Below are 14,589 nucleotides of genomic sequence, written 5' to 3' on the forward strand. Positions count from 1 at the left end.
AATTAACCCTTAAATCCAGTTGCGATAACATAGAACTCTCGTGACTTTGCTCTTGAAGACTTTGGTTTAAATTGAATGACTTTATTGAAAGAATCCCTTACTAGTTTGAGATATTCATCACTGCCTTCACCTTGAAAGACTTTTGCAACAAAACTGCCATTTTTATTAAGATTCATATTTGCAAAATCTAAAGCTAACTCAAGTAGATATATCGATTTTGCTTGATCTGAAGTTTTATTCCCGCTTAGATTTGGCGCCATATCAGAGATAACACAATCAATTTTTTGATTATTGACAAGAGTATTGAGTCTTTGGTAAGTCTCATCACTGCAGAAGTCGCCTTGAATAAATTCAACTCCAGCTATGGGAGCCATCTCTAATAGATCTAGAGCAATAAGTTTACCATTTTTACCTATATATTTTATAACTTGCTCAGACCAACCACCTGGAGCTGCACCAAGATCGACAACAAACATATTTGGTTTAAATAATTGATATTTATCTTGTATTTCAAGAATTTTAAAACTTGCTCTACTACGATAGCCAAGCTTATTTGCTTGAATGACATAATAGTCCGAAGTATGCTCATGTAACCATTTTTTAGTACTAGAACCTTTTGACATTTATATAACTAATTATTTTTTTGTATATTGTATGGATATTTTCATCATAAATAAAGATTTGTGGTGTTATTAGAATTGTATATTCTAAAAGCTTATAAAATACCTAGTTTGTAGTTATAATTACATTAACGAATATTTTAGCTTATTAGGTCTAAATATGCCCAAGAAAATTTTTACTCTTTGTTTGGTGAGTTTGGCACTTGCATCTTGTACTGTCAAAAGTGATATAGAAGATAATATTACCCATTACGAGAAATTAACAAGATATAGCATGATTAAAGAAGTTGATTTTAGCAAAAATACAAATGACATTGATGGCGCAAGATTCTTAGTAGCAAATTATCCAGATCAAGTTATTCGACTTAATGGTACTGATTTTGATAATAAGTATGATAAGTTAGTTAGCTATTTAAAAACTAATGGCTATACAATTATGGTGAATGAAAAATTACCTTTGACAGCTACGATTATCGCTGAACTTAATAACCCTCTTCCAAATGTTAAATATATTGGGATTATTATGCAACAGGATTCAAGAATGGGTCAGACAATCTTCAATATATCTTATGGTGGTAATGAATTTAAAGCACGTCAATTCTATACAGATTACAAAAAAACATTATGATTTCTTTTTGGTAAATAATGATGCTGCTACTAAAAGGATAACACCACATGTAATAGCTGAATCAGCTATATTAAAAGATGGCCAGTGATAGTTACCTATATGAAAATCTAAAAAATCAATTACATAGCCCTGAAAAGCACGATCGTAAAAGTTGCCTAGAGCGCCACCTAAAATAAGAGCAAAAGAGAACAAGTTAATTTTCTCAGTAATCGGCTGCTTAATAATTAGATAAATAAGTACAATAGCAGCAAGCAAAGAAATTATTGAAAACATTACCATCTGCCATGATGTTTGATCATTGCTTAAAAGGCTAAACGCTGCACCATGATTGTATAGTAAAGTAAGATTAAAGAAACTGGTTATCTTCACAGATTGAGCAAATTCTAGGTGTGTATTTGCTAGATACTTAGTGTATAAGTCAGCGGCAATAATTAAAATTGCTAAAATAAAATATTTTATTTTTGGTTTAAGCAAATTCACGCGACTCTCCAGCTTCTGTAGTTATATTCTCAACACAACGACTACAGATATCTTCGTAGTGAGGATTCTCTCCAACAGTCGAGCTACGATGCCAACATCTTTCACATTTAGGCTCTTCTATTTTGGTTATTTCAATTGATAAACCTGGTATGTTGGCAGCGATTGAGCTACTTGTCTTTTCTTCAATCGCTTTTAGGTTTGCTTTTGATGATATTAGTAGGAATCTAAGTTCATTACCAAGTTTTTCTAATAGCTTATAATTATCGTTGTCAGCATAAATTGTAATTTTAGCTTCTAGTGAGGCTTTGACAATATCTTCATTTCTTTTAATCTCAAGTACTCTATTTACTTCAGAACGAATTTCTTGGATTTTTGCCCAGTATTCTAGATTTAGTTCAGCATCCTTATCAAAAGATTTAAGTTCTGTATACCACTCACAAAGCTGGATTGGTAAATCAGTAGTCTTTGGCGTAGCTTCCCAAATTTCATCAGCAGTGAATGAAAGTATAGGTGCCATCCATCTTACGAGAGCATGAACTATATGGTAAATAGCTGTTTGCGCAGACTTGCGTGGATGTCCATTAGTTTTTGCAGTATATTGTCTATCTTTGATAATATCTAGATAAAAACTTCCCATTTCAATAGAGCAGAAATGATGTATTAATTGTGCAACTGTATGAGTTTGATATTTATCATAAGCTTCAATAATCTTATCTTGGAATTCTTTAGTCTTTGCAATCGCCCATTGATCTAGCTTAACTAGTTTATCAAATTCGATAATATCAGTCTCAGGACTAAATCCATCTAGATTTGAGAGTAAGAATCTAGCAGTATTACGTAATCTACGATAAGTATCTGCGGTTCTTTTTAGGATTTGGTCAGATACAGCCATTTCACTCTTATAATCAGTTGATGCTGTCCACAGGCGTAAGATATCAGCTCCAAGAGTATTATATATATCTTGAGGAGATGTTACGTTACCTAGAGATTTAGACATCTTACGACCATGCTCATCTACTACAAAACCATGTGTGAAAACTTCTTTATATGGTTGACTACCTTTAGCAGACATTGCTACTAAAAGCGATGTTTGGAACCAGCCACGATGTTGGTCAGATCCTTCTAAATATAAGTCAGCTGGATAGCTTAGGTTTTTATCTATGTCTAATATACACATACTAGATGAGCCAGAATCAAACCAAACATCTAAAGTATCTTTGACAGACTTATACTGATCAGTTTCTGTAATGAATTCACTATCATCAGCATTAAACCATGCTTCAATACCACCTTTTTCAATTTTTTCAGCGACTTTATGTAGTATTTCAATAGTATTTGGATGTAGCTCTTCAGTTTCCTTATGGATGAATAAAGGCAAAGGAACTCCCCAAGTTCTTTGACGTGATATACACCAATCAGGCCTATCTTTGACCATACCCTCGATACGTGCTTGTCCCCAGCTAGGTGCCCAGCTAGTTTCTTTGATTGCTTGTACAGCTTTATCACGCAGTCCTTGTTTCTCCATGCTTATGAACCATTGTGGTGTCGCTCTAAACATAAGAGGGGCTTTGTGACGCCAACAGTGAGGATAGCTATGCTTAATTTTATCAGAGTTCATTAGGCGTTTTTTCTCGCCAAGAAGCTCGATAATTCTATCATTAGCCTTAAATATAAATTCTCCGGCAAATAGTTTGGTATTTTCGCTATAGCAACCATTACCTTTGACAAAAATTTCCATAGACAAATTATGCTCCTTTCCTAAAGTGAAGTCATCAACACCATGAGTAGGAGCTGTATGAACCAAACCTGTACCAGAATCATCAGTAACATGATCACCATGTAAAATTGGCACATGACGACTGTAGAAAGGGTGCTCGGCTATAATTCCAGTTAGTTTGTCACCTGTCGTTGTAGCAATTATCTCGGCATTTTCTATCGCATATCTTTTAAGTGTTTGCTCAACTAGATTCTCAGCCAAGATAATATAAAAATCTTCAATCTTAATTAAACTATAATTAAGTTGGTTATTTACTGCAATTGCTTGGTTGGCAGGAAGTGTCCAAGGAGTAGTTGTCCAAATAATTGCAAAAGCATCGTGATTTAATGAATCTAAACCAAATGCTTGAGTAAGTTTGTCTTTGTCTTTGATTTTAAATTTAACATCGATAGCAGGAGAAACTTTATCAGCATATTCAACCTCAGCCTCAGCAAGCGCTGAACCACAATCAGTACACCAATGAACTGGTTTAAATCCTTTGCTTAGATGACCATTCTCGATAATTTTAGCTAATGCTCTAATCATATTAGCTTCATAATCAAAATTCATTGTCAGATATGGCTGCTCCCAGTCACCTAGAACACCAAGTCTTTTGAAATCTTTCTTTTGGATTTCTACCTGTTTTTTGGCATATTTACGACATTCTTTCCTAAAATCATCTTCTGATATACTTTGACCAGCTTTACCATGTTTTTTTTCAACTTGTAACTCAATTGGTAAACCATGACAATCCCAAGTAGGGATGAAAGGGGCATCATAACCACTTAATGTTTTTGACTTTATGATTATGTCTTTGAGAATTTTATTAACCGCATGACCAACATGAATACTACCATTAGCATATGGAGGACCATCATGAAGAACAAATTTCTCGCGTCCAGCAAAGTGTTCTCTAATTTTCTTATAAATACCCTGTTTTTCCCATTTACTAAGAATCATTGGTTCTTTATTGGCAAGGTTACCTTTCATCGAAAAAGATGTTTTTGGCAGATTTAAGGTGTCTTTATAGTCACTCATGTGGATTATTCCTTAGGTATTAAAATTAATATTGAGAAATTTAAAATTACTTGAATCAAATTATAAAGTACAAAGCTGATTATGTTAATAGTCTACAATGTACTTATTAGTTTTTTTGCAGTTTGAATATCTTTAGATATTTGCAATTTTAATTCTTCAAAAGAGTTAAATTTCATTTCTGATCTAATAAAACTTACTATTTCTGTAGTTATATGTTTACCATAAATTTCTTGATTAAAGTTAAAAATATGAGTCTCAAGCAGGTTGTTTTTACCATCTATGGTTGGTCTTGTACCCGCATTAGTCACTCCATAGAAAATAGCATTATCGATAAAAACTCTAGTTAGATAAACTCCCTTTAGTGCAGAGTTCTTAGGTAATTTCTGATTGGCAGTATTAAAACCAATTTTTCTGCCATTTTTTTGACCATGTATGACACGGGAGTTAATTTTTAGTGATTCACCTAAGAGTTTATTTGCTTCTATTAAATTATGGGTGATAAGAGCTTGACGAATATCACTACTACTAATGCGGTGGTTATCTAGGTTTAAAGTAGAAACTTTATCTACACTAAAATCATGAGTTTGTGAGTATTGATTTAAAAGCGCATAATCGCCACCACGGTTTTTACCAAATTTAAAGTCATCACCGATGATTATATGTTTAGTGTTTAGTTTCTTGACAAGAAACTCTTCGATGAATTCATTTGCAGTGATATTTGCAAATTTTGTGTTAAATTTTTGACAAATTATATGTTTGATACCAAGTTTATGTATGTTGATTACTTTTTTTCTAAAATCATATATTCTCAATGGAGCTTTATCTTTGAGAAAAAATTCTTTAGGTAAAGGCTCAAAGAATAAGATATACGGTACAAGGTTGTTCTTTTTAGCTATAGTTAGGAGTTTTTTTATTATTGCTTGGTGTCCAAGGTGTACACCATCAAAAGAACCAATAGCTATTGCTTTAGGTAGAGGATCTTTGGTTTTATTTAGGTTTGTAATAATTTTCATTATAAAAAGAAAGTTTAAAGCAAATTCATTTAGAAGTATAATATTGTATAGTATTCATTTTTTGTTGAAAAAAAGCAACTACTGATAGATACTTAGTTGTTAGATGTTTTTGTTATAGTTTAATGTAAAATTTTATAAGTGGTTTGGGTCATGGAAAGACGTGAAAAAAGAATAAGAAAGTTAAGAAACAAAATTGGTAAAGTTTTTGCAATAGAAACTAACCTTACTGGCAGACAGCTTTTAAACAATAGAGTTTTAAATAAAGATGTTGCTTTTAGTCAAGAAGAAAGAATTGCTTTTGATCTCATAGGCTACCTACCAGAAAAAGTTGAAAGTATCGAAGAGCAGGCTATTAGAGTAAGAAGGCAGCTTGATTTAAAACCTAATTCTCTTGAGAAATATGTATTCCTAAATAGGCTTCATGATTTGAATACCACACTCTTCTATCACTTCGTGCGCGAGAATTTAGAAGAAATAATGCCAATTATATATACACCAACAGTAGGTGAGGCTGTCCAAAAATATAGTAGTTCATTTAGAAAGCAAAGTGGTTTATTTATCTCTATAAGTCATAAAAAACATATTGCTAGAATATTGGAGCGATATGAGTATAACAGTATTGACTTGGTACTTGTTACTGATGGTGAAGCAGTACTTGGAATTGGTGATCAAGGCATTGGTGGCATGAATATCAGTATTGGTAAGATTATGGTTTATGTTGCTGCAAGTGGTATAGATCCAGCTAGAGTTTTGCCAGTACAGCTTGATATGGGTACAAATAATGATGCTTTGCTTAATGCCCCTGGTTATTTGGGTGTACGTTTACCAAGAGTATCAGGTGAAACTTATGATGAGTTTATTGAAGAGTTTGTTACACAGGTCAAGGCTAGATTTCCAAATGTATTTTTACACTGGGAAGATCTAGGGCGTGATAATGCTACGCGTATCCTAGAAAAATACAAAGATAAGCTATGTACATTTAATGATGATATTGAGGGTACGGGTATTGTTGCAGCAGCTAACTGTATAGCTGCTGTCAAGACAGCAAGTACTATAAGAATAAATGCAGGTGAGATAACAGTTGAAGAAGCATTAAATGGTATATGTGATATCAAGGTAATTATTTTTGGTGCAGGTAGCGCTGGTTGTGGTATCGCTAGACAGCTTGCAGATGTGATTGCTGATAGGGCTGGGGTGTCGATAGAGAAAGCTAGAAGCAGTATTTATTTAGTAGATAGATATGGTCTAATTTGCGATAGGCTAAGAGCAAAAAGAATTACTCCGGAACAAAAACCTTTTGTCAAAACTAGTGAAGAAATTGATAAATGGAAAGTTGAAGACTTTAACTATATTACACTTGAGGAAACAGTTAAAAATACAAAATGTGATATTTTAATTGGTACATCTGGTCAACCAGGATCATTTACTAAAGAGATTGTTAAAACTATGGCAAAAAATAATAACTATCCTATTATTATGCCACTATCTAATCCTACATCTCTTTGTGAGGCTTTACCTGAAGACATTATTAAGTGGACAAATGGAAAGGCTCTAATTGCCGCAGGTAGTCCATTTCCCGATGTGACATATAATGGTCGTGATTACCGCATTTCTCAAGGTAACAACGCTTTTATATTCCCAGGTTTAGGCTTAGGCTCAGTAGCTGTGCATGCGCGAGTACTTACAAAAGGAATGATTAGAGCTGCTTGTTATAGGTTAAGTGAATTATCGCCAATGGTAATCAATGAGGATATTACTCAACCATTATTGGCTAGAATAACAGACTTGGTTGATGTCACTAAAGAAATTACCAGAGCAGTAGCTAAACAAGCGATTCTAGAGGGTGTCCATGGTGTTGATGTTGATCTAGAAGATCTGACAGACACTGAACTTGATGAAGAAATTGAAAGATTAATTAATCTTTCATCGTGGACGCCGACATATGCGCCATATATGCCAATCTAAAGCAGTTTATATTTTGTGCTTTAGAAAGAGTTTATAAATATACAAGGCTTAGTCATTTTATAACTTTTTATAGGGTGTGAAATCTATTGAAATAAAATATATGATTGTGCTAGAATCAATGAGATTTTCTTTGTTTTGCTAGTTTTTTATTAGAGGGAAGTTTTACTGTGGTGCGTAAGTTTAAAAAAACCTATTTAGTAGTTAGTAGTTTATTAGTTTGTTGTGGATTAGCTTATTCTGAAGATTCTCCTCAGGTCGTTTCACAAGGAGGACCTCTAGGAGCTACTAGTATCGGAGATCAGAATCTTGGTCAGCCAGATCCAAATGCTAGTGGATCGTCTTCGACAGCTCAGACTAGCGGAACAAATCTAAATGACAGAGAGCTTTTGCTAAAATTGCAGCAGCAAGTACAGCAGCTTCAAGGACAATTACAACAGCTAAAAGCACAAGGTAATGGACAAGGCAGTAGTGGTGGATTACAGAATACGTCTAATGGTAGCTCGCAATTTACTACTTATAGTTCAAAAGTTGATGGTAATAAAAATCCTCGCACACTTGGTGGTAATGGCGCAAGCAGAGATCTAAGTCAGGCGTTGATCGGCGATAGTACTTCATCTGATATAATGGAGAATGTTGATGCTAGTAACTCCATCATTAATTTAGCTTCCCAGCCATTAGGGGGCGTCTTTAGCCCTAATGGTGGTATTGACGTAGGTGGAGCTCCGGCGATTACAACACAAGGTCAAGTTACCTACTTAGGTTCATACTCTGGTAACAACAGTATTCCAATTGGACAGATTTCCTCTAACCTTTTTGCTTCTACATTATTAGGGCAAAGAGAGAAATTCGATGATTACTCAGTATTCTTTGGTGGCTTTATTGAAGCAGATGCTCAAGCTTGGTTTGGTAGTGGTATTACTAAGGCTCAAAATGGACGGTTATCTAATAATGGTCAAAATATATACTTAACAGGAGCTAATTTATATTTCTTATCGAATTTGGGTCATTATGTAACAGCGCAATTTGATTTTGATACTGATGAGTCTGGAAGCTTTAGCTTAGGTAATGCCTTTGTGATCTTTGGTAACTTAGATACATCACCATTTTTCGTAACAGCAGGTAGAAATAGGATATCAGTTGGTTCATATGGTGGTGGTGGTACTTGGACAAGTGGTATCACAAGATTTTTAAGACCGGGTCAGGTTACTAACGTATCTATTGACTATAAAGATCAAGTTTGGAACGCCAATATTGCGGTATTCGGTTCAGATGATAAACGTGCAAACTTTTCAGCCGGCTTATTCTACGCAGATAGTTGGACACCAAATTTAGCGGCAGGTTTTAACGTCGGTTATGTCTTTAATATTGCTGGTGCTGGTAGTTCTTCTATTGCAAACTCATTAGCTAACTTAAATCGTAGTAATGATAACGTTGGTGCTTTAAACGTTGACGGTAACTTAACTTATGCAGCTTTGGGCGGATTCATAAACTTAGGTGCGGGTTGGGCTAGTACCACAAATTCAGAAGAATTTAATGGTGTCGGTACAGGTAATGTGCTTGCAGGGGCATGGTATGGAGCACTTAACTATTCTGCAATTCTTGGTGGTAGAAATACTAACTTTGGTGTGACCTATGGGCAATCATATAATGCTGCAGCTATCCCAATGGGTACAGCTAATGCATCACCAAGCTTTGGTCAAACAGCAGCAGGTATCAAACAACAACTTATCTTCTCGGCTCAGCGAGCTTACTTTGATGATAATGTTTTATTTGGTCCGGAATATGCGTATCAAAGACTATATACTGGTGAGCATATGAATACAATTACATTAGATATGTCTGTATACGTATAAAAATATACCTTATGAATGTTTAAAAAAAAGCTTTTAGTTCTTATCATATTATTGTTTTTCTTAAACATCAGTTACGCATTAGTTAATCAAGTTAATAACTCTCAACAATTAGATACTGATGAAGTGAATGAGCTTGCTAATAAGATTAAGCTTTTGCAAGCGCAGATTGCTAAGCTTGATAATCAAAAAATAATCGATGATGCTGTTGTTGGACTTGGTTCACAGCAAAAAGCTTCTATTGGTCAATTTAATGATTTTGATAAAAGTTCAAAAGTCAGAGATCAATTCTTACAAGAGCAAGTTGCTTTAGGTTCATCTGATGTTGATAGAGAGGTCGATGTTGGTAATCAGGTCAAGATTACTACTCAAGGTGAGGTTTCATATGTTGGATCATTCTCAAGTAACAACACTGTACCAATTGGGCAGTTACCAAGTAACCTTTTTGCCTCCAGTATCCTAAGGCAAAGAGCTTTTTTTGATGATTATTCAATATTCTTTGGAGGATTTATCCAAGTTGATGCACAAATCTGGAATGGTACTGATATTACTACTAGAAGTGCAACAACTTTTCCAGGTAATGGCGAAAATATATACTTAACTAGTGCGACACTATATTTTTTAGCTAATCTTGGACACTATGTAACAGCAAATTTAGATTTTGTGGCTAATCAGAATAATAACTATGACTTGCAGGATGCATTTGTAATTTTTGGTAATCTTGATACAACACCAATATTTGTATCAGTTGGTAAATATAGACCTTCTGTTGGATCATTTGGAGGAGGTGGTCCTTGGACAACTGGTATCACTGCGAATATGTTTAGACCACTTAGAGTTACCAACGCAGCAATAAACTATCGTGGTGATACCTCAAACGCTAATTTTACTGTGTTTGATGCAAAAAACCATGCAACTTTCTCTCTGGCGTATTTTGATGCTGTGAGTATTCCAAATATAGCTCAAGTTGGTTTTAACTTAGGTTATATGCATGATATTCGTGGTGCTAATAACAGATTTAATTTTATTGATAAGCGGGTTGGGGAATTTAATATTGATACAGCTATAAACTTTGAGAGTATTCCTTTTCTGCCAGGAAATCTAAATATAGGTGCAGGTTGGGCAACTACTACAACTCAAAGTACACAATTTAATGGTCGTAGTAATGCATTTGCAGGAGCTTTTACAGTACAAGCAGCATATACATTTAAACTATTTGGTAGTGGTCAGAATATTAACGCGAGTTATGGTCACTCTTATAATGCCGATAATATCCCCATGCCACTATCTGCTGGAGGTAGTTTTTTCTTAGCAGCTTCTGGGATTAAAGATCAAATTCTAGTATCGACACAAAGATCATTTTTTGATGATAATGTTCTTATCGGTCCTGAATATTCATGGCAGAGCCTTTATAATGGGCAGCGTATGAATACTCTTACATTAGATCTTTCAGTTTATATTTAAGATTTTTTATCATCATATCTTAATAAACTTTAAATAAATTCTGATAATACTAATGAAAATTTAGAAATAGTTTAATAGGCATATATCATTAACTGATATCTAGAATTTAATTAACAATCAAATTATTCTCAGTGATTTTTTATTAGCTTTATTAAAATGGTGAAATAGAGTAAGATTAATCATAAATATTTAAGTTATAGAATTATTGAGTAAAAATGTCTTTTTTAGTTGCAATTGTAGGTAGAGCCAATGTTGGTAAATCTACTCTTTTTAATGTATTAACAAATTCGCGTGATGCCTTAGTTTTTGATTTTGAGGGAGTCACTCGTGATCGTCAATATGGACAAGCAAAGTATGATGATTTGGATTATCTAGTAGTTGATACTGGAGGTATTTCAGATAAAGATATAGGCTTTGACGAGTTTATGGCTAAACAATCACAGATTGCTATAGATGAAGCAAATTTAGTTTTCTTTGTTGTCGATGGTAGAGCTGGGCTGACAGCTGGAGATGAGTATGTTGCTGGTCTTTTACGCCAAAAAGATAAGAAAGTAGTGGTTGTAGTAAACAAGGTTGATGGTACTGAAGAAGAAGCAGCAATGGCAGATTTCTATAGTTTTGGCTTTGACAAGGTATTTGCAATTTCTGCAGCGCACCGTAGAAACACGCAAAAGCTAGTTGATAAGTTCTTAAAAAAACCATTAAATGAATACTATCAAGACTATACTCAAACACAAGAGCATAAAGAACAACAGCGTCATGGTATCCATTTTTCATTGATTGGTAGACCTAATGTTGGTAAATCAACACTTACAAATAGAATGCTTGGCGAAGATAGGGTTGTTGTATTTGATATGCCAGGCACTACAATTGACAGTGTCAGTATTCCATTTGAGCGCCATGGCCACAAATATACTATAGTTGATACAGCTGGTGTGCGCAAAAGAGGCAAGGTAAAGCAGACCTTAGAGAAGTTCTCTGTTATAAAAACTTTACAAGCAATACAAGATTCAAATGTTGTAGTTGCAGTAGTTGATGCAAGACAAGGTATATCAGATCAAGACTTGAGTCTGATACATTTTGCTATCAAAAATGGTAGAGCATTAGTCTTAGCTGTAAATAAATGGGATGGTATGACAGAAGAAGATCGTACTCAGGTTAAACAAGATCTTAAAAGAAAGCTTTTTTTCTTACAAGATTATGTTGATATACACTTTATTTCAGCATTGCATGGTACTAATGTTGGCCATGTTTTTGAGTCAATCGATACTGCATATGCATGTGCAAATAAAAAAATAACTACAGCTGATGCTACGCGTCTAATGCAGCTTGCAGTAGAGGCGCATTCACCACCAATGGTAGGTAAATTTAGGATTAAACTTAAATATGCTCATGTTGGAGGTCATAATCCACCAGTTATCGTAATACATGGCAACCAAGTAAGTAGATTACCGAACTCATATAAAAGATACTTAGAAAATTTCTTTAGAGAAGCTTTAGATTTCCGTGGTACGCCAATAGTATTTGAGTTTAAGCAGTCAGAAAACCCTTTTGCAGATAGAAAAAATAAGAGATCAAAAGATGAAGGCAGTAAGAGTAAAAAAGTTAAGTAAGATTGCTGATGAAATAACCATTAATATTAGTGGTGCAAAAAATGCTTTGTTGCATTTGATTTTTGCAAGCTTAATTCCTGATACTAAAACAAAATTCACTAATGTTCCGACTACTCTTTTAGACTACAAAGGTGCTAAGGAGATCTTAGAAAATGTTGGTGCTAAAGTTATTGAAAAGGGTGAAGATGTAACTATTGATACTGCTGCTATCTCAAATGAAACTTTAGAATTATGTGGAGAGATGACATCTAAAACACGTTGTTCCTTAATGCTTTTAGGTTCATTACTTAAGAAAAAGGGTCGTGTTAAAATTGGTTTTCCTGGCGGCTGTAGTTTTAGTGAAAAGAGACCTTTTGACATACATTTAAATGGCTTAGAAGCGTTAGGTGCTGAGGTTAAATTAGCTGATGATCATATAGAGGTTATTTACAAAGAAGAAAAAAATGCAGAGTTTAAAATGCCTTTTCCATCGGTTGGTGCAACTATGAATCTAGTAATGTATGCTGTGACCGGAAACTCTGAGGTTATACTTGAAAATGTTGCTTTAGAGCCAGAAGTTGTTACATTAATAGATTATCTTAATCAATGTGGTGCAAATATTGATTTTGATGCTGATAGCAGAAAAATAAAAATCTTAGGTGTTATGAGATTAAATGGCTGTGAGTTTGAAATTATTTTTGATCGTATTCAAGCTATGACCTATGCCGCTATGGCGTATCTGTACAAAACAAATGTTACAATTACAAATATTAATACTCAAGATACATATAGTATCAAAAAGCCTTTGGAAAAATTGACTAATGCAGGAGCTAAATGGGAGTATAACCAAGCTAATCGTGGTATTAAGTTTTTTGGTAAGGATAGTTGTATTAAAGGGGTTGATATAATTGCTGCACCTTTCCCACATTTTCCTACTGATTTGCAGCCAATATATGCAGTGATGTTATTTATGGCAAATAGCTCTAGTACTATTCAAGATACGGTTTACCCTGAGCGTATAAACTATGTGTATCAAATTCGTAAAATGGGTTTTAATATATCTATAGATAATACTCTTATAAAAATAAAACCACTTGAAAACCTAAATGATATACGTCCAGCGGTTATGAGTGTCAAAGATTTACGTGCTGGTATGGCATGCTTAATGGCAGGATCATTATTAGATGAATTTTCGACTATTAATAATGCTCATCAGATATTTAGAGGTTATAATAATCTTATAGAAAATATGTCTCATTTTATGCAAATAGAGATTTTAAGTGATAATGTTTAGGTGACTAATGTCAGAATATATATCTTTAGAACAATATAATACATATCGTATTAAGTCTTTTGCTAAATATGTTTATTTTCCTACTAATGACCAAGAGTTATTAGACATTGTTAATAAACATCAGAAATTATTTTTCCTTGGAAACGGTAGCAATGTTATTTTTTCTAAAGAATATTATGATGATGTAGCATTTGTGATTTTTACTAAGAAATTCAACTCTTTTAAGATTATTGATAATTATGCTAATGTTCAGGCTGGAGTATTATTACAAGATCTTGCATTAGCTACATATCGTGCTGGTTTAAGTGGTATAGAAACTTTTTATGATGTGCCAGCTAGTGTTGGTGGAGCATTGATTATGAATGCTGGTGCGTATGGTGATGAGATATATACTTATGTTAAAAGTGTCACAATACTTGACCTTAACTCCAAACAGATAAAAAAATATCTAAAAGATGATATAGAGTATGGTTATAGATACTCTATGTTTAAGTATATGAAAGATATTTGTATTTTATCAGCAGAATTTGAGTTTGAGTACAAAACAAAGCAAGAAATCAAAGCAAAGCTAGATGATATTTATTCACGTAGATTATCTAATTTACCGCAAAAGCCAACGGCTGGAAGTGTTTTCAAGAGACCGCAAGCAAATATGCCTGTGGGAATTATGGTAGAGCAGCTAGGATTAAAGGGCAAGCAAATTGGTGATGCGCAAATCTCTCCAAAACATGGTGGCATAATAGTGAATAATGGCAATGCAACTGGTCAAAATATTTTAGATCTTATCGAGTTTATAAAACAACAAATTTTAGAGCATTATAATATCGAGTTACACGAGGAGCAAATTGTTATTTAAATTGCTTTAGATAAAACCTCTTTCTTATACGCG

Annotated in this window: 11 protein-coding genes; 7 read left to right on the forward strand and 4 right to left on the reverse strand. The window is 33.9% G+C overall.

The window, feature by feature from the left end:
- Positions 1 to 2 precede the first annotated feature (2 nt).
- Positions 3 to 623 carry a 23S rRNA (uridine(2552)-2'-O)-methyltransferase RlmE gene (rlmE, locus tag FSC454_RS02060; RefSeq protein ID WP_066045542.1) on the reverse strand — a complete coding sequence of 207 codons (621 nt, stop codon included), beginning with the start codon at positions 621 to 623 and terminating at the stop codon, positions 3 to 5.
- Positions 624 to 780: 157 nt separating this feature from the next.
- Between rlmE and FSC454_RS02065 the strand changes: the two genes are divergently transcribed.
- Positions 781 to 1,248, forward strand: coding sequence for a hypothetical protein (locus FSC454_RS02065; protein ID WP_066045539.1), 468 nt, complete (start codon positions 781 to 783; stop codon positions 1,246 to 1,248).
- On the opposite strand, the gene lspA is transcribed toward FSC454_RS02065, so the two are convergent.
- From lspA to ribF, 3 genes are all read right to left on the reverse strand, one after another.
- Positions 1,243 to 1,728: a signal peptidase II gene (gene lspA / locus FSC454_RS02070; protein ID WP_044247213.1), complete on the reverse strand. Its 486-nt coding sequence runs from the start codon at positions 1,726 to 1,728 to the stop codon at positions 1,243 to 1,245. The genes FSC454_RS02065 and lspA overlap by 6 nt on opposite strands.
- Positions 1,715 to 4,522: an isoleucine--tRNA ligase gene (ileS, locus tag FSC454_RS02075; RefSeq protein WP_066045537.1), complete on the reverse strand. Its 2,808-nt coding sequence runs from the start codon at positions 4,520 to 4,522 to the stop codon at positions 1,715 to 1,717. The genes lspA and ileS overlap by 14 nt, the downstream gene beginning before the upstream one ends.
- Before the next feature lie 92 nt (positions 4,523 to 4,614).
- Positions 4,615 to 5,535, reverse strand: a complete 921-nt coding sequence (ribF, locus tag FSC454_RS02080; protein ID WP_066045534.1) for a bifunctional riboflavin kinase/FAD synthetase — start codon at positions 5,533 to 5,535, stop codon at positions 4,615 to 4,617.
- A 150-nt stretch (positions 5,536 to 5,685) separates the two neighbouring features.
- Here ribF and FSC454_RS02085 point away from each other — a divergent pair, with 150 nt between their 5' ends.
- From FSC454_RS02085 to murB, 6 genes are all read left to right on the forward strand, one after another.
- Positions 5,686 to 7,500 (forward strand): NAD-dependent malic enzyme, encoded by a 1,815-nt coding sequence (locus FSC454_RS02085; protein WP_014547725.1) that lies wholly within the window; start codon positions 5,686 to 5,688, stop codon positions 7,498 to 7,500.
- Between the two features lie 167 nt (positions 7,501 to 7,667).
- Positions 7,668 to 9,353 (forward strand): DUF3573 domain-containing protein, encoded by a 1,686-nt coding sequence (locus FSC454_RS02090; protein WP_066045531.1) that lies wholly within the window; start codon positions 7,668 to 7,670, stop codon positions 9,351 to 9,353.
- Positions 9,354 to 9,368: 15 nt separating this feature from the next.
- The gene (locus FSC454_RS02095) at positions 9,369 to 10,814 is read left to right on the forward strand and encodes a DUF3573 domain-containing protein (protein ID WP_066045528.1); all 1,446 of its coding nucleotides are present in this window, start codon (positions 9,369 to 9,371) and stop codon (positions 10,812 to 10,814) included.
- A gap of 215 nt (positions 10,815 to 11,029) precedes the next feature.
- On the forward strand, positions 11,030 to 12,427 hold the full coding sequence (der, locus tag FSC454_RS02100) for a ribosome biogenesis GTPase Der (RefSeq protein WP_014547728.1): 1,398 nt from the start codon (positions 11,030 to 11,032) through the stop codon (positions 12,425 to 12,427).
- The gene (locus FSC454_RS02105; RefSeq protein ID WP_066045524.1) at positions 12,396 to 13,700 is read left to right on the forward strand and encodes a UDP-N-acetylglucosamine 1-carboxyvinyltransferase; all 1,305 of its coding nucleotides are present in this window, start codon (positions 12,396 to 12,398) and stop codon (positions 13,698 to 13,700) included. Before der ends, FSC454_RS02105 begins: the two co-directional genes overlap by 32 nt.
- A gap of 7 nt (positions 13,701 to 13,707) precedes the next feature.
- A complete protein-coding gene (gene murB / locus FSC454_RS02110) occupies positions 13,708 to 14,556 on the forward strand; it encodes a UDP-N-acetylmuramate dehydrogenase (RefSeq protein ID WP_066045521.1) in 849 nt (282 codons plus the stop codon).
- Positions 14,557 to 14,589: the final 33 nt, after the last annotated feature.

The organism is Francisella hispaniensis FSC454 (genome assembly GCF_001885235.1).
Lineage (GTDB): Bacteria > Pseudomonadota > Gammaproteobacteria > Francisellales > Francisellaceae > Francisella > Francisella hispaniensis.